This is a genomic window from Bacillus sp. B1-WWTP-T-0.5-Post-4, from assembly GCF_009183795.1.
GTDB lineage: Bacteria > Bacillota > Bacilli > Bacillales > Bacillaceae_G > Bacillus_A > Bacillus_A cereus.
Window position 1 is genome coordinate 1 of sequence record NZ_WEIJ01000002.1, and the last position, 25,410, is coordinate 25,410.

A 25,410-nucleotide genomic window follows, 5' to 3' on the forward strand; every position below is an offset into this window, starting at 1 on the left:
ATTTAAGTCTATTATAAATGAATGCATTCTACTTCTTCATGCTTTTCTCTTCATTTTATTATTGAGAAATATTTTCTATAGTCTACATTATTGTGATTCACAATCTTATAAATGAATGCTTAATTTTACTTTTACTCTTCATAGATTTAAAGATACGAGTCTTACATTCAAGTATTACCAATATTATTTTTAGACAATTCATACAAAAATAGAGAAATATAATATTTTTAATGAGTTTTCACTATAAATGTAAGTATGCTGTCTATCTTTTTATCTTTATCCTCATAACACATCATCTGCTATATAATGAATTTATAGAATTTACAGAAAAATAAGCACATGCCTTTAAAAGTGGTTACGAAACAATTATGTCTATTCCTCACTTAGAAGAATATAGACAGCCTTATCGTTATTTATACCGACTGTTATCTGTGCAAGGTAATGTGGAATTTAAAAAATGGTTAAGTCACCCATCCTATTTTTAAATACGAATGAGAGGGAGTATACAATGGATATTCAGAAAAAGCGTTCTGTAACAGAAAGTGAAATACAGCAAATGAAGGATTTGGCTTATATTTGTGGGCAACAAGACAATCTTGATTACTCTTCAGATTTACATATCAACTTTTTAAAAAATCGAAATGAAGATTATATAAACGATTTTCTTCTTTATAACGGTACTCAATTAATTGGCGCTTTAAATATGTATGATTTCGAAAGACCAACAAAGCTTGAACTAATAGGCTTTGTACATCCTCATTTTAGAAAACAACGTTTCGGAACTATCCTTTTACAAACTGCAATGAAAGAAATACAAAATAGAGAGACAGATGAAGCTCTTCTTATTATTAATGGGGATTCTATTTCTGGGAATGAATTTGTAAAACATATGAAGTTACCATATTTATATAGTGAATATAGTATGGAGTGCAAAACAAACGAAATTCAAAAAACAACAGATAATAATATACAGCTTACTCTTGCACCTTCAGAATCACTTCTTGACCTTATTAAAATTTCTAGTAAAGCTTTTGGTGATTCAGTAGAAAATACGGCTACATGGTTACAAAAAATGATGAATTCATCTTCCCATCAAGTTTACAGTGCCCTTATTGCTGAAAAAGTGATAGGAACAATTACAGTTTCTAAACAAGAGCAATCTACTACACTATCAGGATTCGCCGTTCATCCTTCTTATCAAGGTAAAGGATACGGAAAAGATATTCTTTGTAATATAGTACATACCCTTATTACAGAAGGAGTTTCAACAATTGAATTAGACGTCGAAACGAAAAATATCCACGCTTTAAAACTATATACACAATGTGGTTTTGAAATTAAAACGAGGCATGACTATTATAATTTAATGAATTTTTAGGTGAATACATATGTTAAAAAAACAATTTATTCTAATTATGATATTTTAGCAAACATCTATAATAAACATTGGAGACATTTTGTTTAATACTCCTACCCAGCCTCGTTTTACAAGATGCTACTCTCGTATATTAGATCTTTGTTGCGGGACTGGTCATCTCTGCCGGTGATAGTTTAATTTAGATGAACTAAAAAGTGTGTTTCACAAAGTTTACTCCGTATTACATAACGAGGGTATATTCGCATTTGATATGAATAAAAAAACTGAATCGAAATGATTCAGTTTTTTCTTAATATATTTACAACTGCAGTTGTTTCGTCATTTTCTTTATAGACACGCGGAATTCTTCTATCTAGCATACATGTAACTTCATAGTTTATTGTACCTAACATATCCGCTATTTCTTCTACTGCGATATTTTCTTCACCTTGTTTACCGTAGAATACTACTTCGTCTCCTACTTGTACTGGCATCGCTTTTGAAACATCCAACATTAACTGATCCATACAAACACGGCCAATAACAGGTACTCGAACCCCGTTAATTAACGCATAGCCTTTATTAGATAATTGACGATTATAACCATCAGCATAACCAATTGGTACAGTCGCAATCCATTCTTCACCAGTTGTTACATACGTATTCCCATAACTTACACCACGATTCTTCTTCGCATGTTTAATATGAGCTACTTTTGATTTTAACGACAACGCAGGCTGTAAAGAAACGACTGAATGATCCACTTCTTTTGACGGATACATACCGTACACGCCTATTCCAACGCGTACCATATTTTGAAATGTGTTACTTAATTCCATTGATCCCGCACTATTTGAACTATGAATATATGGTATTTGAATTCCTAATTCTTTCGCTGTATTAACAGCCTTTTCAAATAAACTTGTTTGCATATTCGTATATGATTTATCGATTTCATCTGCCGTAGAGTAATGCGTAAATATCCCTACTACCTCTACATACTCCATACGGTTTAATTCTTCTAAAAATGGTTTAACTTCTTCTTCTTGTAAACCGATACGACTCATTCCTGTATCAATTTTCACTTGAATTTGTACTTTCTTTTGAAGACGGTTTGCAATTTCATTTATACCATGTAAATCTTCTACTCTATAAACAGTCATCATAACGTCATATTGAATTACATCTTCTACAGCCGCTACTGGTGTGTATCCTAAAATTAAAATCGGCACAGTAATTCCTGCTTCTCTTAATTCTATTGCTTCATCTACAAATGCAACTGCAAGTTGATGTATTCCCGCTTCAATTGCAGCTTTGGCAACTTCAACTGCCCCATGGCCATACCCATTCGCTTTTACAGCAGCCATCATCTTAATTTCTTCATCATTTACATGTTTTTTAAATTCTTTTACATTATGTTTTACAGCATTTAAGTCGATTTCTACAATTGTATCTCTTCCATATTTCAAACTCATTGGTCTAACTCCTAACTCAATAATTGCATTCCATTCTATTTCACGTTTCATATGACCTTTTACAATATAATACTTTTCATTATGCTAGTCAAACTACTAGAATTTTCGGAATTTTGAGTATGATATAATATCCTCAAGAAACTATTATATACGGAGACGAGGAGAATTACAATGTTTGTTCAATCTGCATTGCATCAACTAAAAGTTGCTATTGATACTTCTATTTATATGCTTAACCAATATAGTGAAAACGATTTAAAAATACAACCGATTCACTCAAAACGATCATTATTTGAAATGTGTGCACATCTTTCTCTTATTTGTCATGCTGATTTACTCATTTTAAATGGTATTTCAGAAAAAGAATTACATACCTTTTATATAGAACATACGCCCGTAACAGTTGCTCACATGCAACAAACGATGATTGAAGGATACAACCTTCTCTCTAAAACATTTCTTTCCTACTCCCAAATAGAATTAGCAGAAGTTATGACTGCCTATTGGGGTATTTCTTATTCGCGCTTTGAATGGTTACTTGAAATCGTTGCACACTTTTATCATCATCGTGGACAAATTCATATTTTATTATGCGAGCATATGAAAGATCCTCGCATTCCTTTATTTGAGTGATTTTCCACTCATTCATTAATTATAAATAGAGAAGCTACAAAACCAATAAAAAGTATCATTCCTAATAAAATAAATGTTTGAGCATAACCGCCTATTTTCATAAGATAAATAGAAATGATAGGTCCTATACTAGTACCTAAAAATAAAATAAAAGTATAAATAGATACTGCTATTCCCCTTGCTTTCCCTCCTAATTGACCTACAAGAGAAACTAAAGACGGAACGGATATAGCAATACCTATTACAAAACAGACACTCATCATTACAAGTAGAGATAGATACGAAACAAAGCCCATTGAACTTAGACTAAAAATAGCAATCAACAATCCTCCTTGAAGAATTTTCCTTACTTCAAACCTCTTTGTTAAACGACCTGCAAGTGGTGACAGCAACATACCAAACAGCTCTGCTAAGCGAAAATAAAGGATTTGTTCTGCAGTTAAATTGTAAGTAGGAGAGCTCAAATAATTCCCTAAAACAGTATACATATTAACAAAAGCCATTATTAAAACAGGATTTTTCACACTGACTAACTATTAGTTTTAAATAATGCGCAACTTCTTTAACGCATAAGAAATTCCGCCTTCACTCGCCTTCGTTGTAAGGAAATCAGCCCTTCTCTTCAACTCCTCTCCACCATTTCCCATCGCAACTCCTAATCCTACATACTGCAACATTTCAATATCATTTCCACCATCGCCAAAAGCAATGGCTTCTGATTTACTAATATTTAAATGTTCCAATACTTTTTGAATTGCAGTTAGCTTCGATACTTTACTATCTTCCAATACATTTATAACGTAACCATGAAAACGCTCAAACGTAAGTGCTGGATATCTTTCAATGAATTTTTGAGCTTCTGTGTCATCAGCATACAGACATATGCAATACATCTCATCTGATAAGTTTCTAACTTTGTCAGGATACTGCTCTAAATTTAAAGTTTCATTTAACGCTCGCATGACACGTTCATCTTTGGAAGCAATATTATTCATTGCAAATTCTTCTGTAAAGTAAGAAACACTGTGACCATGTAATTCAGCAAAATTTGAAATATCATGAACGATTTCGCTTGAAAGTACTGATTTATGTATAACTTCTTTCCCACATTTTATATGTGCACCATTTGCTGAAATAAACGTATTTATACCTAGTTCCTTAAATTGTGAGCATAAACTATATGGTCTTCCAGTTGTAACAACTACGTGAATTCCTTTATCTATTAATCTTTGTACCGCTTCTTTTGTACTTTCGTGCATGCTTCTATCAATCTCACTTAATAACGTACCGTCAACATCGAAAAATACAACTTTGTACATAAGTCTTTACATCCCGTCCAAATGATTCGTATCATTAATGAAATGCACCGTTTTTTGTTCACCCTCAATTTCAATTAAACTTATTCCCGTATCTCCCATTTTGAAATAGTAGTCCATTGAAATTGGCATTTTGAAAAATGCACGTAATAGACTATTAATTACGCCTCCATGGGCAACAATTGCAATTCGGTCATATGTATTCTCTGTCAAGATTTTAGAAAAGATTCCTTCTATTCTCATTCGAAACTCAATAAACGATTCCCCGTTTTCAAAACGATCATGAAGAAACTTTGGCTCTGAATATTTCTTTGCTTCTTCAAATGATAAGCCTGCTTGCACTCCATTATTAAACTCCATTAATTCCTCTTCTAATTGAATTGGACAACCAATTGCTTCTGCTAATGTTTCACCCGTTTCACGAGCGCGTTTTAATGTGCTTGCCCAAATGAAATCTGGTGAAAAATCTTTTTTCACTTTCTGTACAAGTCTTTGTACTTGTTGTCTCCCTTTGTCAGTTAACTCAAAATCAGCTCGACCTTCATGCACATGTAAAATATCAGCTTCTGATTCTCCGTGGCGTATTAGTAGTATTTGCATGTTTCTCTCTCCCTTTATTTAATATTCATAAAATTCCATTATATCACATTTTAAGATTCCAAAATAAAAAAGGCACGGTCTCCCGTCCCTCATCCATTCACTTTTTCCGCATCATTCCAATAATATTTACTAAACGCTTCTGTTAACACATCAATTGTGTTATATAATTCATCTAACGTATTATCAACACCACCAACTTCAATTAACATCGCATTTTTCGATAAATCTTGGTTATAAACGCCATTTCCATCTTTTTTATACTTTGGAAAAATCCCTCTACTTAATCCGTAATAGTTTTCATCTAAATAACTATTGATCGCTCTTGCAATTTTTTCATTTTCAGCACGGCCTTCATTTTCCATCCCAATTATAAAATATAATCTTGCATACGATTTTCCGTTAATTACTTTTGTTGTTACTTTCTTACGCTGATCGTCACGGTGTATATCAATCGGAAACGCAATTTTATTATTTTGTGCTAATGCTTCTTTTACATATTCATGAGACGCTTTATATGACTGATACCATACCCACTTTTTACTCGCTAATAAATCACCCATATTCGTTTTATCATGAACTACCGGAATTCCTTGTCCTTCAAGTTGCTCTTTCATACGTTTCCCTAGTAAAGACACATTTACATCTGGGCTAGATGGATCAGTTGCCCCTGGTAATAATGGAAAGAAGGATTCCCAGCTATGTGTATGATAAATATATACTGCACTTTCACCTTTTTTCGCTCCGTTCTTTTTCTGAACCGGATTATTCTTTTCCGCTTCTGTAACTTTATCTTTTGCTATTTCCCGTTCTTTCGTTACTTCTTCAATCGGTACACTAGATTCATTTGGGATATTCGTCAAGTTTGTCCCTTCCCCAGCTACGATAATATTAGAATAATACTTTGACATACCAGGTACTTCTTTACCGACGAATGTTCTTAAATCTTTAATTTTCAAATCTGTCGCGATAGAGAACATTAAATTCCCAACTGACTCTCTTTTATTCTTCTTAAAATAATCAAATCCGTAATAGCGATTCTCACTTTCTATCATTTGAACAAAACCTTGCATCGATACTTTTCCAAACCATTGATTTGCATAATTCGATTTCATTGTATGTAAAAATGACGTCAAAATCGACGCTATTATAATTACTATTAGCGCATATAAAAGGAGTAACGAAATCAGCTTCTTCCCATGTATTCGAATTGCATACTTTTTCACTGCATCACCTTCTTTATACATGGATATGTACAAGCTTTTCAGAATATACGCACAAAAAAAGAGAAATGGTATACCATTTCTCTTCCTCACTTTTATTGTTCTTTTCCTGTATCATTTGAAAGTAGTTTCTTCGCTTGTTTTTCTTTAAATATTTCTCCAATTGCCCCAAGAGTACCAAGTGTTTCAATTGCATTAGACGGAATAAAGACTTTATTTGCTGGTCCTTTTGCAACTTCAGCTAATGATTCAAATGATTTGTAAGCAAGTATACGCTCATCCAAATTCGCTTCACGAAGCAATTCAATACGATTTTGTTCTGCTTTTGCAATTTCTTCAATTGCTCGTGCTTCCCCTTGTGCTTCTAATTCTTTTGCTTCTTTTATACCTTCAGCTTCGCGAATACGCGCTTCTTTATCCCCTTCAGCCATCAAGATTTTACTTTGCTTTTCACCTTCAGCGCGAAGGACTTTATCTTGTTTTGCTGCTTCAGCTTCTAAAATAATCGCACGTTTATTACGCTCAGCCTTCATTTGTTTTTCCATTGATGCTTGCACATCTTTTGGCGGGTTAATATCAACAACTTCGACACGTTCAATACGTACGCCCCATTTTTCTGTTGCTTCATCAAGCGCTAAGCGGATTTCTGTTGAAATTTTTTCACGACCAGATAACGTTTCATCCAGTTCCATTTTACCGATGATTTGACGCATCGTTGCTGAAGTAATATTACGAACACCATATTCATAGTTTGAAATACCATATGTCGCAAGTTCTGGTTCAACAATTTGATAGAAAATAATTGTATCAATCTCTACTTGAACATTATCTTTCGTAATTACCTTTTGCGGTGGTACATTCGTTTGTTGAATACGTAAGTCATGATATACACGAACACGATCTACAATTGGTATTAAAATATTTAACCCTGGGTGCATGATACGTTGAAACTTACCAAATCTTTCAACAACCCCAACTTTTTGCTGAGGAATAATTTTAATTGTTAATACGATAAATGTAACTACAATTAGTGCGAATATAATCGTTAACGTTAATGCTACCATATTTATTCACTCTCCTTTTTCACTTGTAATATAGTACTATGCCTCTTTATAACAACGACTTTTTCTCCAGCATCAATTGAAGAATCTGCAATAGCTGTCCAAGTATCTCCATCCACTTTCACAATACCATTCGCTTCATTTGTAATCGCTTGCATAACAATCCCTCTTTTACCAACAAGCATATCTACTGTATCAGTAAAACCTTTTGCTTCTCGAAAGTTTTTTGAAATTCTTTTCGTAAAGAATGTCAAAGTTAAACTTACAATTGCACCAACAGTAACTTGTAACAGTAGTGCATCAGGAGTAAACAAAGCAATAAGACCTCCGACAACAGCTCCAATTCCAAGCCAAAGCATGTAAAATGTAATCGACAACATTTCTGCGATAAATAAAATACCAGCTATTATAAACCAAATTACCCAAGCAGCCATATGCAACCCTCACTTTCTTTCTCATTTTCTATATGTATATGAAGAAAAGAATGGTTTATCCGCCCTTTCTTACACTTGGGCGTTTGCTACAAGCTATTGTACATACTCACTGTTACAATGATCATTAATATAATACTATATCAATATATTCTTCATTATACATGAAAATCCCTTTCAAAAAGTGACAAAAAATTAAATTCTTTAAAAATTTTAATTTTTAAATTACAATTATTCTAATTACTAAATACTATTTTTTATAGAGGTGATAATCTTATTGAGAAACCTGTCACTAATCTACTATTTAGGTTCCAAAATATGCATTACTCTCGCTGACATCGTATATGTAATGATTATTACAACTCATATTTATATAGCAACTAAATCAGCTACTATTACTGCTCTTTTTCCATTATTACAAGTTATCACAAATCTAATTGCTAACATCTCTGCACCACTTATAATAAATCGTTTTCCATCTTATACGCTGTTATATACGCTCCAATGGCTGAAAACAGTCTTTTTACTATTATTAATGATTTTGTTCCCGGTCTTATCCACAAACATTATAGCTCTATTAACTTTTATTTTTGTCATTTCATTATGTAGTGGGTGGAGTGCTCCATTATTATACGGTATTCTTCCGCGCCTTACACCGAAAGAAAAATTAGTAAAAGTAAATAGTATCTTTTCCTTTTCAACACAAATTGTGCAAGCCGTTGCTTATTCATTTACGAGTATTGTCGTTCTTCTCATTGGCGCTACTTCTACACTCATGATTAATAACATTTTAATGATTTTCGGATGCATTGCATTACATTTTTCATTACGTTCCATACATACTGAAAGAATAGCAGATTCTCCCTCTTCCAAAAGTACTGTTTTATTAGAAGGTTGGAAACTCCTATTTCAAAATCCTTCTCTCCGTACCGTTACATATATGGACTTAATCGAAACTTTCGCAGGGACAATATGGATTGGCGCTATTACGATGGCATACGTTACGACTATCCTTCATAAGGGCGAAGAATGGTGGGGGTATATTAATACAAGTTATTATGTTGGCACGTTAATCGGTGGTCTATTAGCCTGGAAAATGAGTTCCTATATTCAAAACAATTTAATACGATCTATGTCGATTGGCTCTCTTATATTTAGCATTCTTACATTTTTATATGGTATGACGAGCAGCGGATTTATTGCGCTTTTTCTATGTGTTCTAATGGGACCATGTTATCAAATTAGAGATATTTCCCAAACGACTGTTTTACAATCAAGTGTCGCCCCTGCTTTATTATCCAAAATGTATACAGCACATGGTGCACTTCTTTCAACAGCCTCTGGACTATCTATGCTTAGCATTGGCATTATTACTGATATGTTCGGTGTTCGTACAATTTATATCATTGCTTCTATTCTTATTTTATGTTCCGCTTGTTTATCTTTTAGTTTATTAAAATATCATAAGACAGAGCAGAACGATATTTCACTTTAATCACTAAAACAAAGAGGACAGGGATTCCTGTCCTCTTTGTTTATTCTATTCATGATAAGTTGGGGATTTTTCTATGCTTTGTCGCTTGTTCAAAAGCATAAGCTAGCTTAATTAATATCCCTTCACTAAAGGCAGTACTTGCAATCGTAATTCCAAAAGGTCTCCCGCTTTCCATATACCCAGCTGGTATTGCTATAGACGGATAACCCGCTTTCGCACATATAGTAGAACCTATATAGGAAGGAAACAGTATCGCATCAAGATTATATTTTTCCAATGCAAAATCAATGCCTTGTTCTTGAGAAAAATATATATCTTCTAATCTCGCATTTAAATATTCTGGATTTCGTAACGTATTTGGAAAGTCTTTTCTTCCCTCTAACTTGGTTTGTCCATATTTTAAAGCTCTTTCTGCTATGTTTTTATTAAACTCCATTAACTCCGAAATAGAATGTACCGGAATAGTAGAAGGTAATTTAGAAAGATAGTTATCTAAACTATGCTTCAGTTCATAAAGCGGAACTCCCCAACTCCATTTTCTATGAAAAGAAGTAATATCAATATTTTCTACTACTGTCGCTCCTTCATTACGTAATACTTGGATCGTTTCCTTAAACAAGATTTCATCATACTCACCATTTTCGTAATAATCTTTTGGTGCAGCGTTAAACACACCAATCTTCGCTCCATTTAAGCCATTAACATCAAGATATTTTGTATAATCATGCTCTGCCCTACCTTCACTTCTATGAGTAGCAACATCTTTCTCATCTACCCCAATTAAACTCCCTAGCAAAATAGAAGCATCGGTTACCGTTCTAGCAAATGGTCCAGCTGTATCTTGCGAATAAGTAAATGGAATAATTCCTCTACGACTAATTAAACCGACAGTCGGTTTAATACCTACTACAGAATTTTGAACAGCGGGGCTCAAAATAGAAGCATCGGTTTCTGTCCCAACAGATACTACTGTAAAGTTAGCAGCAACTGCTATCGCAGATCCTGTACTAGATCCGCCAACAAACATATGGTCCTTGCCCGTTCCGTATGGATTGATTGTTTGACCACCTCTTGCACTATATCCAGCCCACATTTCAAAAGACATTGCATTTGCTAATTCTGTCATATTTGTTTTTCCTATTATCACCGCTCCTGCTTCTCGCAGTTGAGTAACGAGAAATGCATCTTCACTGCTTATATTTTGTTCTAGAGCTATTGTACCTGCACTTGTATGCATGGAGTCATTCGTTTCAATATTATCCTTAAGCAAAACAGGTATTCCATGTAATGGACCCCTTATACCTTTTGTCTTTCTTTCATAATCTAACGCTTCTGCAATAAAAATTGCATCTGGATTGATTTCTAAAATTGAATTGATTTTCGGTCCGTCTTGATCATACTTTGCGATTCTATAAAGATAATACATCACTAGCTCTTTTGAAGTTAACTTTCCAGATTCCATTTCATTTTGAATATCTTGAATTGTTAATTCCTTTTTTAAGATTGGATTAAACTGAATTTCCATTTATATTCTCCCTTATATGAACTTTTTTTAGCATATACCCCTTACTTTTTCAATTTTTCATCTCAACACATCCTAAATTAATATCCCTTTAAAGAAATTCAATATCCTTATTTAAACACCTTTAATTTCCCGAAAAATAAAAAAAGTCTGAAACGGATTAACCTTCGCTTCAGACTCTTACATTACTGTGCGTATACTTCATCTAATAAATGTAAAAACTCACCTTGTTTTCCAGCTAATTCAGGGCATTTTGCAATATCAACCCATTCGTAGCAAAATACTAATCCTTTATCTTCCTCACCAGCACTTACAATATGTTCCCAAGTATCCTTTACATCTGTTAGTAAAGTTACATGGAAAAAGTGGCGTTTTTCATACTCCTGTTTTTCTTTCATATGTATAATGTAATCTGCCAAAAAACGCTCTATGCATAAATGACGCAATCCGGATTCTTCCTGTACTTCACGCAATATAGCAGCTTCTAACGTTTCACCTTCATCAACCGTTCCCCCTGGCACTTGAATACCAGCTTCATGTATATCACGATGTTTAAAAACAAGTAATTGCATAACCCCCTCTTTTTCTCTTGTAATATATGCATGTACTTTTTTCTTATATAACATCGTCATTGTACATCTCTCCCCTCAATTGTTCACTCTGTTACTTCTTCAAGCGTCAGTTGATTATCATACAAATATGTAGCTTGTGGATTTCCCACATACCTTACGTGCCATGGTTCATACCGATAGCCCGTAATCGTTTCTTTCGCTTTTGTGTATCGAACCACAAAACCAAATTTATGGGCATTTTCAGAAAGCCACTGACCTTCTTTCGTTTCCCCAAAAACTGTCTCTAACTGAAATTTAGCAGATTGAGACGTAATATCCATAGCTAGTCCAGTTTGATGCTCACTTGTGCCAGGAACCGCGCTAGACATTGCTGTTTTTGCTTCCCCGTCTTGTTTTTTATACATCGTATTTAATGCTTTTTGTCGATCAAAAGATCTAAATCCAGAAACTGCAAAAAGAAAAATACGCTCGTTGTCAGCCTGCTGAAACATATCCTCAAGCGCCCTCGCTGCCTCTTTTCTCATCTTTTTCTTTTCTTGATCACCTTCACTAGAGTAGCGCACTTTCGGAATAACTAAATCTGGCGGTCTATACCCATCTGGTAAACGCCTACTTTTATTTACAAGTACAAGCATTGAATTCGGATTATTAATTACCGCAATATCCCCATCCATATTAGCAATCGTTTCTTTCGCTTTCGGAAATATGCTGTTTACACTTACTTCCCGCGCCTGCTTATCCTTATACATTTTATAATTGATTCCTGCTACTCCAATAATAATTATTGCAGCTACAATACCAAGTAGTGCCCATCTTTTTTTCATATAACGACCTCTTATTTTAATAATTTGGCCATTTCATACTCATCGATGCCCTTTCCATCGATAATAAGAGCAGCTTTTTTGACACCTTCTTTCTCAAATCCAGCTTTTTTATATAGTGCCTGAGCTCTTGTATTGTGGGCCATTACTGTTAATTCTAAACGCCATACATCATGTAATTTTGCCCACTTCTCAACCTCTTTAAACAATCTCGTCCCAATACCTCGCCCGTTATACTCTTGCAAAATACCAATTACAATGATTGCCACATGCCTCTTTCTTTGAATGTTATTTCCATTCACTAATATAAAACCTACTATCCTCTCATCTTCAACTGCTACAAATATTGTTGCATATTCATTTTCTATAAAGCGATGGATCATTTTTTCTTGTTGCTCAGCTGTAGTTTTTCTTTCTCCTGGTTCATATAACATAAACTTCGTTTCTTCATCTAATTGCTTACTTAATTGCAAAAATGATGATGCATCTTCTATTTCGATCTCCCTAATCACTTCAATCACCCTACCAGTTTCATAATAAAAAGTTTTCCTTATAAAAAGATTTTCTCTACTTTCCTGAAAATCCCTTTGTAAATCTCCTGCTATAAATTGACAAATTTCGATATTACTATAACAACGACAAATTATGTCTATTCTGTGACGTCTCATCATTACAAAGAAAAAACGCAAGCATTACACTTACGTTTTTTCAAAAATACTGTGAATTCCTCCTCATCAGGTGAGGTCTCTCACCAATTTAAATTTCACTTTATCCATTCACTTTTTCTGCCTGCCAAAAATATTCACCAAATGCTTTAGCAAGTGCATCAATTGATCGATTCAATTCTTCCTCTGTATTATCTACACCGCCAACTTCTATTAATATCGCTTGTCCTGATAGGTCTTGATTATAGATTCCATTTCCTGTCTGAAACCCTTTTTGAATGACCCCACGGCTCACTCCTGGATATTTCTTATTAATCGCCTCATGTAAAGCTGTCGCTAATTGTAAGTTTTTTTCATAGTTTTTATTTCCTTTCCCTACTACAAATGCAAGCTTTGCATATGATTTATCTCCAATTGTTTTTGTTGTTACATTCTTTCGGGCACTATCACGATGCAAATCAAAAAAGTATTGAAGATCTTTATTTCCAGCCATAGCTTGCTGCACAATTTCTCGTGACATTTTATACGAACTATTACTGTTTAAACCTTTACTTATTAACTTTTCACCAACATCACTCTTATCGTTAGTAGCCCCAATCCCTTCACCTTCTAGTTGTTCACGGAAACGATCTCCTAATATAGAAATATTCGACACAGAACTCGTTGCTTTATTCGGATTCGGGTCATTCGTTAAGTTAAGTAAAGGTAAATAAGATTCCCAGCTATGTGTATGATAAATAAACGCAACTTGTCTCTTCCCAGTCGTTTGGGACGGCTGTTTTTTCTCTTTATTCGTATCTTGTTTAGGTGCTTGTCCAGTTCCACTAGTCCGTTCCTTCACTACTTCTTCAAGAGGAACACTCGACTCTATCGGTAAGTTAGAATAATTTGTACCCTCACCCGCAATAACAATTTCTGTATCGTACTTACCAAATCCCGGGAGCTCTTTCCCGACAAAACTGCGTACATCATTAAAGCGAATATTTGTAGCCATAGAAAAGAGAAAAGAAGAAATTGAAAAATCTTGATTCAAATTTCGATACTCCTGTGTAAAATAATGATTCTCTTTTCCAAGTACATACATGTAACCATTCATCGATAACTCATTTAACCAATTATATAAATACGTTGACTTTGTCTCTTTCATAGAGGTTACCATCAGACTAATAAGAAAAAAAGTCGCTAGCACTGTAGTAATAACAAATAAAACTAACTTACGCATATTTGTAAACTTCATAAAAAAAAAGCCCCGATTCATACTATCACCTCTCTATTTCAAGTTATGTACAAGCCCTAGAGAATAGACCGTTAAAATTTCGGCTATATTGTTAATGAGGTGAAATGAATTGAAGCTATTAATAGGAATATTACCAATCGCTCTATCATTCATTTTTTATTTGTCCGCTAAGCAACCAAAAATCTCTATTGTGCTACATATTTCTGCGTACTTGGCACTATATGTACTTGGTACAATTATTTCCATTAATATATACGATGTTTTAATACAAGATTTAGTTTTCATGACGAGCATTCATGGAATTTTACTGAATCCATTTTTCCTTATTGCAGGAGCGTATATAGGAACATACACTTTGTACCTACTTTTGTCTCACATTATTATGAAAATAAAAAATGGAGCGTAATGAAATGCAACCACCATTTATCTGTCATACATGCAAAAAAAAAATTGTGAGAAAGAAAGACCTTATTACAGCCACATGGTACTTCCGCTTTTATTTATTTCACAGTGATTGTTTTAAACGACAGCAAGTGTTCATCTCACGATTTCTCCCTGTGAATACACTTTTCAATTTCTTTCTTATTATATATGGACTTATTTTTGGCAGTATTCTTATGATTACAGAACCATCTATTATTTGGCTGACTTTCTTTTTTCCTATTTTTTATCGGTTGCTTTCTTATTATTATGTTGAACGTTTTTTCTCTACATAACGCGCAGACTGACCTCTCGGAATACTTAAACATTCCCACTCATTTTCTTTTAACATCTTCCCAATGTAAATAATCTGACCAATATGCAATGCATAATGAGAAATTTGCCTTTCAATTGCTTGCATGACAGTATGTGCTTCACCGCGAATGTATACCGTCTTCAATAAGTGTTCCGGCGTTAAAGTATTCATCGTATTAAAAACATATTTCCATCCTTCTTGCCAAGCTATAAGGGTTTCTTCTTTTGAATGATAGCATCCTTCAAATTCACCATCTCGATTACGATCTGTTTTTTCACCATCAGACGTTAAAAAATCCGTCCATCTAGAACGCATATTACCGTGCAGATGCTTAATAATAATCGCTATACTATTTGTTTCTTCATGAGAAGACCATTGTATTTGTTCATATGATAATTGAGAAAGTGCCCGTTCCCCTTGTTTCTTTGTTGCTTTAAAGTTCGAAATCGCACATTGCAAATATTCTCGTCCGATATCCATATTAGCCCCTACCTTCACCCTAGCTAATTTTTGTTCCATTTGGCAATTCCATATTAGGCTGAAGTAACACAACATCATCAGCTTCAGGAACACCACCAAGCACAAGCACTTCTGATTTGAATCCAGCTACACGCTTTGGTGGAAAGTTTACAACAGCAACGATTTGTTGACCGATTAAATCTTCTGGAATATACCTTTTCGTAATTTGAGCACTTGACTGCTTTATCCCGATTTCTCCAAAATCTATTGCTAGTTTAATCGCTGGTACTCTCGCTTCTTTAAATTCCTCTGCATGTATTACAGTTCCAATTCTCAAATCCAAATTTAAAAAATCTTCAAAATTAGCCATTTATCATTCCCCCCAATTATTACTTAGACAAAATACAAAAATCCCCTTCAAAAAAAGAAAGGTGCCTAAGCACCTTTCTTTTGTAATTCACTTGATTCATTTGATTTATAGAAGAAGAAACCGAGAATTCCGCCAATACATGATGGAATTAACCATCCGATTCCTTCGTTATATAACGGTAACATTTGTAGTACATTAGAAATCGCGTCAATTTTAATTTTCGCACTTTCTAAACCGTTAAAGAAACTAATTAACAATGCACCTAAAATAGCTCCAATATAAATTGTATTACGCTTCCCAATCCACTTATGGAAATACGAAAGTACGATTAATACAATTGCAACTGGATAAATGATCATTAACACAGGTAATGTTACTGCGATTAATTGTGTTAAACCTAGGTTAGATACAATTAAACTAAATACACATACCATTGTTACAATCGTTTTATGCGAAAGTTTTGGGAATAAGTTTGTAAAGAAACCTGCACACGCAGATGTTAACCCAACAGAAGTTGTTAAACAAGCGAGTATAATAACAAGCCCTAATAAAATTTTACCACTCGTCCCATATAGCTCATTTACAACATTCGTTAAAATAAGGCCACCGTTTTCTGAGATACCGAGTGATGTACTTGTTGAACCAAGATAAGCAAGTGATAAATAAATTAACGTTAAACCAAGTACAGCAATAATACCTGATACTACTGTTATTTTTGCAATTTGACTACTCTCTTTTATCCCTTTAGAGCGGATAACTTGTACAACGACAATTCCGAATACAAGCGCGCTAATTGCATCCATCGTTAAATATCCTTGAATAAATCCACCAAAGAAAGCATTTTCTTTGTAAGCAGCTAACGGCGCAGCTGGCTCTCCAATTGGATCAATAATTGCCTTTCCGACAATAACAGCGACAATTAATACTAATAATGGTGTAAGAAACTTTCCGAACCAATCCACTAATTTAGATGGATTTAATGATAAATACCACGTTATTCCGAAGAAAACTATCGTGAAAAGAAATAGCATGTACCACTCTGAAACCATTGCCTCTGATAAAAACGGCTTCATACCCATTTCAAACGAAACAGCTCCAGTACGAGGAATCGCGAAAAATGGTCCAATTGCTAAATAACTAATCAATGGGAAAATAAACGCAAATATAGGGTGGACTCTAGAAGATAGCGCTTTCAAGTCCCCCTCTACAAACGCGACAGCTGTTACAGCTAGTAGGGGTAATCCGACTCCCGTTACAAGGAATCCTATTGTAGCAATCCAAACATTCTCTCCTGCTTGTTGACCTAAAACTGGCGGAAAAATTAAATTTCCTGCTCCTAAAAATAATGCAAATAGCATTAAACCAATTGCTACCGTATCACCTGGCCTTAAACGTCCCTTCATGCTCTTCATTTGCATAGCACTTTTTCATTGTTTATCTCTATATTTTACAATATGCTATGCATCCTCCTCTCTGCTCAAGATGATAAAATATGCCCCTTACAAAGCAGTGTCTTTCTCCATAATTTCTCCATTCCCCTTATTTTTACTCTAATCATTAATACAATTATTATTTTGAATTTTGATTTTTTTGAATTTTTAAATCATTAGAGTGTTATTACGTGGAGTGTAGATGTCAGACCTCTTTGTTTTTATCACACATATAGTAACATATTTAGTTGCAAAATAAAAACATATTTTCAAATTGATTTTTTTGAAAATCGAAATTATCTACATTTTTTATTCTCTTACACAAATATTGTTACAATCTCACCTATTATTCAATTGTTATTTTCAAATAACTTTATACACGTAACATACAAAAGCCATCTAATAATATAATTAGATGGCTTTTGTATGTTACTCTATCGTTTCAACTTCACGTGGATTTTTCATCTCTTCCACATACACAACTCTAAATCCGTGATCTTCTAAATCTTTCAATAATGTCTCTAATTCACCGTCGTTAAACTCTTCTCCTAATGTAAACATAATTCTACGAACTAATAAGGCATCATTATCAAAAGTCATCAAACTTTGAATACCAGTGTATTTCTTTAAAACTGTCGATAATTTTTGGATTGCTCCATTATAGTCTTGCGTTCCAATCATGACAGAGTATTTACTAGAGTGAACGCCCCATGCATCCTCTAATAACTCAAAAACTTTTTTATGCGTTAAAATTCCAAGGAAAACCCCTTTTTCATCAACTACTGATAAATAAGGCAATTTTTTTATTGTAAAAAATACTTTAAAGAAAGATGAATCTTCTCTCACAAATCCTTCTTTATCGTTTAATAATTGTATTACACTCTCATCAAGTGATCCTTTATATTCTAAAATATCTACTTTATATATATTCCCTAAAAATTTCTCTTTTTTTTCATCTAAAACTGGTACACAACGATACCCCGTTTTATTTAAATGCTCTAACGCTTCCCCAATCGTAATCGAACTTGAGCACAGTAAAACTTCCCTTTTCGGCACGTAATTCCCTTTAATCCTCATAAAAAGCCTCCTTATGTTAAAATACTTTCTGTGCCATAACTATATTATATTTTCAGAAAAAAATAAATAATTTATTTTATTTTTCTGAAAATTATTCATTTTCTTGTCATAATTTATTCATGAATCCTTCACTTGTATATTTTTGCTATCAAATCTTCTCTCTGAATTACTAAATGAAAAATATATTGTAACTTCTTTCAAAAAAAGCTAAAATAAGAATAAGAATTTTCTGAATATTCTAAGAGTAGGTGGTTATATGTCCTTATTACGCTCACATATATGTAAATTTATAATTGGTGTTATTTTTATTTTTGCCATAAGTCCTATTCCAGCTCTTTTTATTACACACAATTACTCTTATCAAAATGGATTTATTAGCATTTTTCAAAACTTCGCACAGCTTTCTTCTATATCAATTCCAAAGGTTGATTGGATGCATGAATCTATCTTTTTCTCAGCAAACCAAATGATACATACTTCTAATCATTCAACACCATTATTCCCTTACATATGGGAAATATATTTTATATCGATTGTTCGTTTTACTTTTACCCTTGCGATCGGATTTTTCATAAGTTTGGGTATCGGCCATTTATTTTTCAAAGTACCTAACTCGTTTAAAAAGTTTACTACTGTATTGAAATGGATACCTTACTCTTTTTGCACTGTAGTATTACAATGTTCAGTCTTATTACTACTTCTATACATCGCACAATTTATAAACCTTCCTTACTACTCATCATTTATCATCGTATGTAGTACTTCCATGATTATCGTTATGCAAGCAGTAAAAAAATGGATTCCTTTCTTAAAAAACACAAATGAATATGAAATAAAACATGATTCTTTTCTTGTAGACACATTGTTTTTAGCGCTTACTTCAAATCATAAATCAATTTTAGGTTCCATTATTCTTTCATTCGTTTTTATGGAATGCGTTTTTCATGCAAATGGACTGTTACAATTTATCGTTCAATTTGGCGGAAATTCACCTATAATTGTTACAATCGGCTTATTACTACTCTATATCCCATATAGCATACTTTCTTTCCTTCAAACACTATGGACCACAAACTACTCCAAGCAACAGTCATACACTTTAACGAGAAGTGTTCCAAAACCTTAATTTAAAATAACCCTCTATAATCTAAAAGTAGGGGGTTATTCCTTTTGTATAGCGGACAAAATAACAGCAAATTCAAAAACTATTACAGAAACATACCAATATTTACCCTTTTCCTTTGACTATTCTTTTCATTTGGATTTATTATAAAAGTATAACATAATTGCAGGAGGTGACATCTTTATTCCAGACCTTGGAATGGAGAACACGCTTGGACATATTAAATATTTTTCTCATCTTTGTACTTATTCTTATTTCTGGCTTTTTCGTTGCATCAGAATTCGCTGTTGTAAAAGTACGAAAAAGTCGAATTGACCAACTTGCAAATGAAGGTAATAAACAAGCTTTAGCTGCAAGAAGCGTCCTATCTAATTTAGATGTTTATTTATCAGCTTGTCAGCTCGGAATTACAATCACTTCTTTAGGGCTTGGTTGGCTTGGTGAACCGACTGTGGAACATATACTACGACCGCTCTTTGAAAAAATTAATATTACTGGAACAATGGCTAACACTTTATCTTTTGTTATTGCTTTTAGTGTTATTACATTTTTCCACGTTGTATTAGGTGAATTAGTTCCAAAGTCTTTCGCAATTCAAAAAGCAGAAGCAATCACACTCAAATTTGCAAGACCGCTTATTTTATTTGATAAAATTATGTATCCATTCATTTGGCTACTCAATAGTACAGCTATATTTTTCACAAAACTACTCGGATTAGAACCTGCGAAGGAAAGTGAACTTGCTCATTCTGAAGAGGAATTGCGACTCATTTTAGGTGAAAGTTTTAAAAGCGGTGAAATAAACCAAACCGAATATAAATATGTAAATAACATTTTTGAATTTGATGATCGAGTTGCGAAAGAAATTATGGTTCCTCGTACCGAAATGATTTGCTTGTCTACTGAAAATACGTTAGAAGAAAATATGGATATCGTCGCTACTGAAAAATATACACGCTATCCAATCATTGAAAAAGATAAAGATGATATCATTGGGATGATCAATACGAAAGAAGTATTCCATGATCAAACGAAAGGTATTTATAAACCACTTGAATCTTATATACATCCTGTTCTAACTGTATTTGAAACAGTTCCAATTCGTAAAACGTTAGTCCACCTTCAAAAAAATCGCGTTCAGATGGCAATCGTTATGGATGAATATGGTGGTACTGCCGGACTTTTAACGATGGAAGATATTCTTGAAGAAATCATTGGAGAAATTCAAGATGAATTCGATGCTGATGAATCACCTATGATTGAAAAGCGTACACCTAAGCTTACTGTTTTAGATGGAAAGGTGCTTATTTCTGAAGTAAATGATATGTTTGGCCTACATATTGATGATAGTGATTTAGATACAATCGGAGGATGGCTTCTCTCCCAAGCAGTTGACTTAAATATTGAAGCTGGCTATTCCATTGAATACGCTGGTTTTCAATTTAAAGTATTAGAACTTGATGGACATCAAGTCAAAAAAGTTGCTGTACATAAACTAGATATTAAAAAGGAGCTATAAAGTGACTGTTTTATTAACAATTTGTATCATTGCCTGTTTCGTTGTTTCATTTCTCGCCTTTATTTATCCAATTATCCCTGGCATACTAGCTGTCTGGGCTGGATATTTGATTTACCATTTCGGTATAAATGGAGGCGAATTAACAACTTCTTTTTGGATTATTCAAGTCATTTTCACTCTTTTCATTTTCGTTGCTGATTTTATTGCAAATGGATATTTCTTAAAAAAATACGGTAGTTCTAAATGGGGTGAACGTGTCGGAATGATTTCTATCATTGTCGGCTCGTTCTTCTTCCCACCATTCGGACTTATTATCATACCGTTCTTATCAGTATTTATAACAGAACTAGTACATAAAAAATCGCCAAAAGATGCTTTTCTAGTTGGAGTCGCTACTGTAGTTGGTTTTTTAAGCAGTACAGTAGCGAAAGCAATTCTCCAAATCATTATGATTATCATCTTCTTGTGTTATATCATCTTTTAACCATCCCGACTTCGGGATGGTTTTTTAATATGCAATACCTACTCGACTATTTTCATATATATTTTTCTTACATAGATCCCATGCAAAGTGTGCTGTATCACCCACTGTAATTTTTGATCCACCCTCTGGCAATATATCTTTTTCAGTTCGATATACCTCTGTCGCCTCACCATCTATTAAATGTGTCGGACAAACAACTGTCCAACATAAATTATTACTATTACTTAGTACCTTATATGCAGCCAAATGATCTTCCGCTGCCGTTGTCGTTTTCCTTTTTGATTCCGTTGATTGAAAACGATATAAATTTAGATCTGTTCTTGCTTGTAAAATACCAGCTGTTCCTATTGTTATGATCCTACGAACCCCATCTTCTTCCATTTTCTTTATAATTTGTGGCATACTCTTCGCTAATGTTCCATTTTGATCCGTTCCAAGTGCACTAATTACTATATCACTTCCTTCTATCGCTTTCTTTATATCATTTTCGTTCAATACATTCCCTTCTATCACTCTTAACCTTTCATGTTGTATTTCTATTCTATTTAAATCACGCGCTAATGCAGTCACTTCAGCTGAATCCTTTAATGCTAAATTAATTATGTTTGAACCTACTCGTCCTGTTGCTCCCAATATACATACTTTCATTTGTTTTCCCCCTCTTTCATTCTCTTTCTATTTTTCAATAATCTCAGTCAATTTACAACAAAAAAACTTCCTCATATATAAGAGGAAGCTTTATTATTACTTTATTTCTTTTCTTTAGAATCAGTAGACTTCTCGGTTCCGCTTGTTTCTTTATCCTTTTTGTCCTCTTGTTGTGTTGTTGTGTCGTCTTCTTTCTTCTTGTCCTCACCTTTACTACAACCTACCATTAATAAAGAACTTGCAAGTGCCATAGCAGTTAATGATTTAACCCATTTGTTCATTTGCGTTTCCTCCTTGTGATAGAATATGTACAACCTCATATTACTCTCTATTTTTAAAGGAGAGATTGAAAAACAGTAAATATACGGTAAATTTTTGTAAATTTTCCGATAACAAAACCTAATTTTAATTTATATATTTCATTTCCAATCGATACACAATAAAACTAGTTTTTTCTCTCAATAGACGTAAAAAAAACTAAGGCGCATACCATTTCGCCTTAGTTTCTCATGCAAACTTTTCATTTTCATATAGATGTGTAATCTTATATTCCTTCTTCATAACATATTGCCACACACTATAAGCGTAACGGTTCATTTTCAGGAAACAATTTTCCAAAAATGAGCGAAACTCTGGGTTAGCAACTTCCACTGCAACTTGAGCAAACTTTAAAGCTAATCGTTTCAAATGCGCAATATAACTGGTTGCAATATGAATATCCCCTGTATATTTACTAACTGTTTCCTTTCCCATTTCATGCAAATCAAACTCCATTGTTTCACAGGTTATATGCTGCACATTCTCTCCTTCTTGAAAATTTACTTGTTCATTATATGCTTGTAACATATATGGTAAATGGTGCTGTAATAGATTTTTTAATTCTTCGTCTCTGACCTTTCCAGCATACTCTCCAACCTTGTATATTAGCATATAACTATATTTCATTAATTCTTTCATACAGTCCATTAAAGCGCCTCCCTTCTCTTTTGTCCATATACTATAAATATGATGCTAAAACATTCGCTATTCTCGCTAAAAACCAATCCCATCTACTAATTTTCTCAAAATCTTCTTCAGAAAATCGTTTTGATTTATGAAAGTCTACCTGTAATCGACTCCATACTTCATCAACAACTGTTTTATCATATATGATACAGTTAGACTCACAATTTAAATAAAAACTTCTATTATCAAAATTCGCTGTCCCAATATCAACAATTTCTCCATCAATAATTGTTACTTTCCCATGAAAAAATCCATTTCGATATTGATAAATCTCCGCTCCAGCATGTAACATATCTTTCAAATATGGATAGGCAGCTTGTTTTAACAATATGGCATCACTTTTAAATGGCACGAGAATTTTCACATTAACACCACGATTTAATGCAGCTTTTAACTCTTTCACCATTTCTTTACTTGGTACAAAATATGGTGTAGCGATAATTAAAGACTTTTTAGCCTTTTTTAAAAGTGCCCCATACTTTTCCCATAAGCCTTTTCCATTTGAAAATAAATATTGATATTTCACATTCCCTAATGTAGGTATACTTTCATGTATAGGCATTTTTTCTCCTGTATCTTCTTTCCAATCTTCGGCGAACTTTCTTTCCATATCCGCTGCACCCTCACCATGGATGCGCACGTGATAATCACGCCATGGCCCAAACTTTGGATTTTGTCCAAGGTACTCCTTTCCGATATTAAAACCACCGACGTATGATACCTTTCCATCTATCGTAACAATACGTCTATGATTCCGTTGATGCAAAGAATAGAACACATTTTTCAGTTTCGGTTTTTTACTAAATGTAAACTTCACACCGTTTTCCTTTAATCGGCTAATTACCTTTTTCTTCAGCTTATATCCACCTATCCGATCGACTGACAATTTCACTTCTACTCCGCTAGATGCTTTTTTCTCTAATAACTGTAAAAACTCTTGGCTTATTTCATCTTTTCCTACAATATAAAAATGGATATATATATACTTTTCTGCATCGTTTATATCCTCAAATAATTTTCTATATAACTCTTCACCGTTCGTATATAATTGAAATTCACCTAATCGAACTTGTCCTAATTCATATTCACTAGCCATTTCCTTCCCCATTTCCACATCGATGTTCATCCAAATGAATACACCTATTAAACAAAGGATTATAGCGAAAAAGTGCTTCATGGATAAATTCCTTTCTCCACTTACTGTTATTTCTATATCTTCCCTTTTTTATTACATTATCATTCAAGAAAATATGTCATTGCATGATATATGTCCATATCAAACAATAGCTCATTTGCATATTGTATGTTGTATCTTAAAATAAAAGGAGGAAATAACAATGGGCTTCGCACATGGTAATGGATTTGCGCTATTAGTCGTATTATTTATCCTCTTAATCATCGTCGGTGCTGCTTGCTTCTGCTAAGTAGCTACTGTCATATGATATGTGGATGAAAAAACTATAAAAGCGGACACCTATTTTTAGGTGTCCGCTTTTCATTTTAAAACCATTTCCGACTGCTATAGCAACTTAAATGGCTAAATATTCATCTCAAAAGGTTAACAATGTGGCTACTTTCTTACTCTCTGCCTTACGTATATGACGCTGTTCTGCACGTAACACAGCAATACGATGTAATTCTTTCTCTTCTTCTGTTTCAGGGATAACACGCGGTACTGGAACTGGATTATTTTCCTTACTAAGTGCCACAAAAGTAACGAATGACGTTGCCGCTATACGCTTCTCACCTGAAATTAAATCTTCAGCTACTACCTTCACAAACACTTCCATCGAAGTTCTTCCCGTCCAAATTACGAAAGATTCATAACTAACACAATCTGAAGAACGAACAGGATGTAAGAAATCGACCCAGTCCATAGATGCTGTGACACATTCCTTTCTCGAATGTCTGGATGCTGAAATAGAAGCAACCATATCCATCTCCGCTAATATCTTCCCACCAAATAGCGTGTTATGATCATTTAAATCTGTTGGGAATACTCGGCTCGTTTTGAACACCCTTGACTCATTGGCTGTTTTCCCCTTTACTTCTGTCATTGTTATCACCCCTTTAATGATTTATCCCTAATATTTCAATAATCACTATACTAAATGAACTACACGTTTAATATTAACAACATTCAGAACTTTTAGT

General features: G+C 33.7%; 29 protein-coding genes and 3 pseudogenes. 11 read left to right on the plus strand and 21 right to left on the minus strand.

What is annotated here, in order from left to right:
* Positions 1-335 precede the first annotated feature (335 nt).
* The 3 genes and pseudogenes from GBN91_RS05585 to GBN91_RS29205 all read left to right on the plus strand — a co-directional run.
* Positions 336-485, plus strand: a pseudogene (locus tag GBN91_RS05585) (nitrate reductase); the annotation flags it as partial.
* 23 nt (positions 486-508) lie between these two features.
* Positions 509-1,378 (plus strand): GNAT family N-acetyltransferase, encoded by an 870-nt coding sequence (locus GBN91_RS05590; RefSeq protein WP_152121306.1) that lies wholly within the window; start codon positions 509-511, stop codon positions 1,376-1,378.
* Positions 1,379-1,634: pseudogene (locus GBN91_RS29205) on the plus strand (class I SAM-dependent methyltransferase); the annotation flags it as partial. It abuts the gene before it with no gap.
* 22 nt (positions 1,635-1,656) lie between these two features.
* Here GBN91_RS29205 and alr read toward each other — a convergent pair.
* Entirely contained in the window at positions 1,657-2,832 is a 1,176-nt protein-coding gene (gene alr / locus GBN91_RS05600; RefSeq protein WP_002182683.1) for an alanine racemase, read from the minus strand.
* A 171-nt stretch (positions 2,833-3,003) separates the two neighbouring features.
* On the opposite strand from alr, the gene GBN91_RS05605 reads away from it, so the two are divergent.
* A complete protein-coding gene (locus GBN91_RS05605; RefSeq protein WP_000498002.1) occupies positions 3,004-3,465 on the plus strand; it encodes a DinB family protein in 462 nt (153 codons plus the stop codon).
* A gap of 8 nt (positions 3,466-3,473) precedes the next feature.
* On the opposite strand, the pseudogene GBN91_RS05610 reads toward GBN91_RS05605, so the two are convergent.
* The 6 genes and pseudogenes from GBN91_RS05610 to GBN91_RS05635 all read right to left on the minus strand — a co-directional run.
* Positions 3,474-3,977 (minus strand): annotated as a pseudogene (locus tag GBN91_RS05610) (MFS transporter); the annotation flags it as partial.
* Positions 3,978-4,007: 30 nt separating this feature from the next.
* Positions 4,008-4,784: a Cof-type HAD-IIB family hydrolase gene (locus GBN91_RS05615; protein WP_000278974.1), complete on the minus strand. Its 777-nt coding sequence runs from the start codon at positions 4,782-4,784 to the stop codon at positions 4,008-4,010.
* Between the two features lie 6 nt (positions 4,785-4,790).
* Complete coding sequence (locus GBN91_RS05620; protein WP_152121308.1) at positions 4,791-5,381, minus strand: histidine phosphatase family protein; 591 nt, start codon at positions 5,379-5,381, stop codon at positions 4,791-4,793.
* Between the two features lie 89 nt (positions 5,382-5,470).
* The gene (gene spoIIP / locus GBN91_RS05625) at positions 5,471-6,625 is read right to left on the minus strand and encodes a stage II sporulation protein P (protein ID WP_025710179.1); all 1,155 of its coding nucleotides are present in this window, start codon (positions 6,623-6,625) and stop codon (positions 5,471-5,473) included.
* A gap of 71 nt (positions 6,626-6,696) precedes the next feature.
* Positions 6,697-7,665: an SPFH domain-containing protein gene (locus GBN91_RS05630; protein WP_152121309.1), complete on the minus strand. Its 969-nt coding sequence runs from the start codon at positions 7,663-7,665 to the stop codon at positions 6,697-6,699.
* 2 nt (positions 7,666-7,667) lie between these two features.
* Positions 7,668-8,096, minus strand: coding sequence for an NfeD family protein (locus GBN91_RS05635; RefSeq protein WP_000741986.1), 429 nt, complete (start codon positions 8,094-8,096; stop codon positions 7,668-7,670).
* Positions 8,097-8,370: 274 nt separating this feature from the next.
* Here GBN91_RS05635 and GBN91_RS05640 point away from each other — a divergent pair, with 274 nt between their 5' ends.
* Complete coding sequence (locus GBN91_RS05640) at positions 8,371-9,588, plus strand: MFS transporter (protein WP_001245227.1); 1,218 nt, start codon at positions 8,371-8,373, stop codon at positions 9,586-9,588.
* A gap of 49 nt (positions 9,589-9,637) precedes the next feature.
* Here the strand turns inward: GBN91_RS05640 and GBN91_RS05645 are convergent, their stop codons facing one another.
* The 5 genes from GBN91_RS05645 to spoIIP (GBN91_RS05665) all read right to left on the minus strand — a co-directional run bounded on the left by GBN91_RS05645 (position 9,638) and on the right by spoIIP (GBN91_RS05665) (position 14,426).
* A complete protein-coding gene (locus GBN91_RS05645) occupies positions 9,638-11,113 on the minus strand; it encodes an amidase family protein (protein WP_152121310.1) in 1,476 nt (491 codons plus the stop codon).
* Between the two features lie 182 nt (positions 11,114-11,295).
* Positions 11,296-11,742 (minus strand): NUDIX hydrolase, encoded by a 447-nt coding sequence (locus tag GBN91_RS05650; protein WP_000178285.1) that lies wholly within the window; start codon positions 11,740-11,742, stop codon positions 11,296-11,298.
* A gap of 23 nt (positions 11,743-11,765) precedes the next feature.
* Positions 11,766-12,506, minus strand: coding sequence for a M15 family metallopeptidase (locus tag GBN91_RS05655; protein WP_000747647.1), 741 nt, complete (start codon positions 12,504-12,506; stop codon positions 11,766-11,768).
* Positions 12,507-12,517: 11 nt separating this feature from the next.
* Entirely contained in the window at positions 12,518-13,015 is a 498-nt protein-coding gene (locus GBN91_RS05660; RefSeq protein ID WP_152121311.1) for a GNAT family N-acetyltransferase, read from the minus strand.
* 256 nt (positions 13,016-13,271) lie between these two features.
* Positions 13,272-14,426, minus strand: coding sequence for a stage II sporulation protein P (gene spoIIP, locus GBN91_RS05665; RefSeq protein WP_152121312.1), 1,155 nt, complete (start codon positions 14,424-14,426; stop codon positions 13,272-13,274).
* Between the two features lie 88 nt (positions 14,427-14,514).
* Between spoIIP (GBN91_RS05665) and GBN91_RS05670 the strand changes: the two genes are divergently transcribed.
* Both GBN91_RS05670 and GBN91_RS05675 read left to right on the plus strand, forming a co-directional pair.
* A complete protein-coding gene (locus GBN91_RS05670; protein WP_000770738.1) occupies positions 14,515-14,811 on the plus strand; it encodes a hypothetical protein in 297 nt (98 codons plus the stop codon).
* Positions 14,812-14,815: 4 nt separating this feature from the next.
* Positions 14,816-15,121 carry a hypothetical protein gene (locus GBN91_RS05675; RefSeq protein ID WP_033686733.1) on the plus strand — a complete coding sequence of 102 codons (306 nt, stop codon included), beginning with the start codon at positions 14,816-14,818 and terminating at the stop codon, positions 15,119-15,121.
* Here the strand turns inward: GBN91_RS05675 and GBN91_RS05680 are convergent.
* The 4 genes from GBN91_RS05680 to cbpA form a co-directional block, all read right to left on the minus strand.
* On the minus strand, positions 15,094-15,660 hold the full coding sequence (locus tag GBN91_RS05680; RefSeq protein WP_000435830.1) for a DUF1572 domain-containing protein: 567 nt from the start codon (positions 15,658-15,660) through the stop codon (positions 15,094-15,096). The genes GBN91_RS05675 and GBN91_RS05680 overlap by 28 nt on opposite strands.
* Positions 15,641-15,970, minus strand: a complete 330-nt coding sequence (gene csaA, locus GBN91_RS05685; RefSeq protein ID WP_001263013.1) for a chaperone CsaA — start codon at positions 15,968-15,970, stop codon at positions 15,641-15,643. The genes GBN91_RS05680 and csaA overlap by 20 nt, the downstream gene beginning before the upstream one ends.
* A gap of 65 nt (positions 15,971-16,035) precedes the next feature.
* The gene (gene brnQ4, locus GBN91_RS05690; protein WP_011110049.1) at positions 16,036-17,373 is read right to left on the minus strand and encodes a branched-chain amino acid transport system II carrier protein BrnQ4; all 1,338 of its coding nucleotides are present in this window, start codon (positions 17,371-17,373) and stop codon (positions 16,036-16,038) included.
* A gap of 456 nt (positions 17,374-17,829) precedes the next feature.
* Positions 17,830-18,477: a cyclic di-AMP binding protein CbpA gene (cbpA, locus tag GBN91_RS05695; RefSeq protein WP_001220526.1), complete on the minus strand. Its 648-nt coding sequence runs from the start codon at positions 18,475-18,477 to the stop codon at positions 17,830-17,832.
* Positions 18,478-18,733: 256 nt separating this feature from the next.
* Here cbpA and GBN91_RS05700 point away from each other — a divergent pair, with 256 nt between their 5' ends.
* The 3 genes from GBN91_RS05700 (at position 18,734) to GBN91_RS05710 (ending at position 21,603) form a co-directional block, all read left to right on the plus strand.
* A complete protein-coding gene (locus tag GBN91_RS05700; RefSeq protein ID WP_000055265.1) occupies positions 18,734-19,603 on the plus strand; it encodes a hypothetical protein in 870 nt (289 codons plus the stop codon).
* Positions 19,604-19,811: 208 nt separating this feature from the next.
* Positions 19,812-21,119: a hemolysin family protein gene (locus tag GBN91_RS05705; protein ID WP_000353738.1), complete on the plus strand. Its 1,308-nt coding sequence runs from the start codon at positions 19,812-19,814 to the stop codon at positions 21,117-21,119.
* 1 nt (position 21,120) lies between these two features.
* Positions 21,121-21,603, plus strand: coding sequence for a DUF456 domain-containing protein (locus GBN91_RS05710; protein ID WP_000217339.1), 483 nt, complete (start codon positions 21,121-21,123; stop codon positions 21,601-21,603).
* Positions 21,604-21,627: 24 nt separating this feature from the next.
* Here GBN91_RS05710 and GBN91_RS05715 read toward each other — a convergent pair whose 3' ends face one another.
* The 4 genes from GBN91_RS05715 to cls form a co-directional block, all read right to left on the minus strand.
* Positions 21,628-22,251 carry an NAD(P)-dependent oxidoreductase gene (locus tag GBN91_RS05715; protein ID WP_000861645.1) on the minus strand — a complete coding sequence of 208 codons (624 nt, stop codon included), beginning with the start codon at positions 22,249-22,251 and terminating at the stop codon, positions 21,628-21,630.
* Positions 22,252-22,352: 101 nt separating this feature from the next.
* The gene (locus GBN91_RS05720) at positions 22,353-22,532 is read right to left on the minus strand and encodes a hypothetical protein (RefSeq protein ID WP_001045960.1); all 180 of its coding nucleotides are present in this window, start codon (positions 22,530-22,532) and stop codon (positions 22,353-22,355) included.
* Positions 22,533-22,758: 226 nt separating this feature from the next.
* Positions 22,759-23,217, minus strand: coding sequence for a spore coat protein (locus tag GBN91_RS05725; RefSeq protein WP_000340527.1), 459 nt, complete (start codon positions 23,215-23,217; stop codon positions 22,759-22,761).
* A gap of 31 nt (positions 23,218-23,248) precedes the next feature.
* Positions 23,249-24,433, minus strand: coding sequence for a cardiolipin synthase (gene cls, locus GBN91_RS05730; protein ID WP_002023919.1), 1,185 nt, complete (start codon positions 24,431-24,433; stop codon positions 23,249-23,251).
* A gap of 160 nt (positions 24,434-24,593) precedes the next feature.
* On the opposite strand from cls, the gene GBN91_RS05735 reads away from it, so the two are divergent.
* Complete coding sequence (locus tag GBN91_RS05735) at positions 24,594-24,680, plus strand: YjcZ family sporulation protein (protein WP_000505094.1); 87 nt, start codon at positions 24,594-24,596, stop codon at positions 24,678-24,680.
* A 126-nt stretch (positions 24,681-24,806) separates the two neighbouring features.
* On the opposite strand, the gene GBN91_RS05740 is transcribed toward GBN91_RS05735, so the two are convergent.
* Entirely contained in the window at positions 24,807-25,313 is a 507-nt protein-coding gene (locus tag GBN91_RS05740) for an acyl-CoA thioesterase (RefSeq protein WP_000141164.1), read from the minus strand.
* Between the last annotated feature and the right edge of the window lie 97 nt (positions 25,314-25,410).